Annotated in this window: 2 protein-coding genes; both read right to left on the bottom strand. The window is 47.1% G+C overall.

Features of this window, described 5'->3' with window-relative positions; genetic code table 11:
- Positions 1-305: 50S ribosomal protein L17 (rplQ, locus tag PGX78_RS09025; RefSeq protein ID WP_270446629.1), on the bottom strand; the 305-nt coding region annotated here is incomplete at its 3' end.
- 15 nt (positions 306-320) lie between these two features.
- Positions 321-667 (bottom strand): DNA-directed RNA polymerase subunit alpha C-terminal domain-containing protein (locus PGX78_RS09020; RefSeq protein WP_333524051.1); only part of this gene is annotated, 347 nt, incomplete at its 5' end.

Genomic DNA, 667 nt, shown 5'->3' with positions numbered 1-667 from the left:
TCGCCTTGGCGGACACCGGCTTTGATGATACGCGTATAGCCGCCCTGGCGATCCTTGTATTTCGGAGCCACTTCATCAAAGAGTTTCTTTACTACATCTTCATCCATCATGTATGCCATTACCTGACGGCGTGCGTGCAAATCGCCGCGTTTAGCAAGGGTCAACATTTTATCCGCAACTTTGCGAAGTTCTTTTGCCTTAGCTTCCGTCGTTTCAATGCGTTCATGCTGGAATAAAGAGGTAACAATGCCACGCAATAATGCTTTACGTGCAGAGCTGTCGCGTCCCAACTTTCTATAAGCCATCGTTCATCCTCCTCGTTATTCTTCTTCTTTTAATTTATAGCCGAACTGGCTGAGTTTTTCAATAATTTCTTCAACAGACTTGCTGCCGAGATTGCGAATCTTACCCAAATCCGACTTCGTATGAGAAATCAGTTCTTTAATGGTGTAAATATTGGCACGCTTCAAGCAGTTCGATGCTCGAACGGATAATTGCAGCGTATCGATGGATTCGTCGCCGCCTTCTCCCATATCCGTACCGTCGGCACCTGCTCCTTCAGCATTGGCACCGTTCACACCGGCACCGAGTTCGTCTTCCGTAAACTTACCTTGTTGCAAGTTTCGACCCGGAGCAGCCAGTTGTTTGATTTTTTCCAAGTAGGACG

The organism is Megasphaera sp. AF13-6AC, from assembly GCF_027685385.1.
In the GTDB taxonomy this organism is placed as follows: Bacteria; Bacillota; Negativicutes; order Veillonellales; family Megasphaeraceae; genus Megasphaera; species Megasphaera micronuciformis.
Note: the sequence above shows the minus strand (reverse complement) of the source record. Positions and strands in the feature narration are given on the sequence as shown.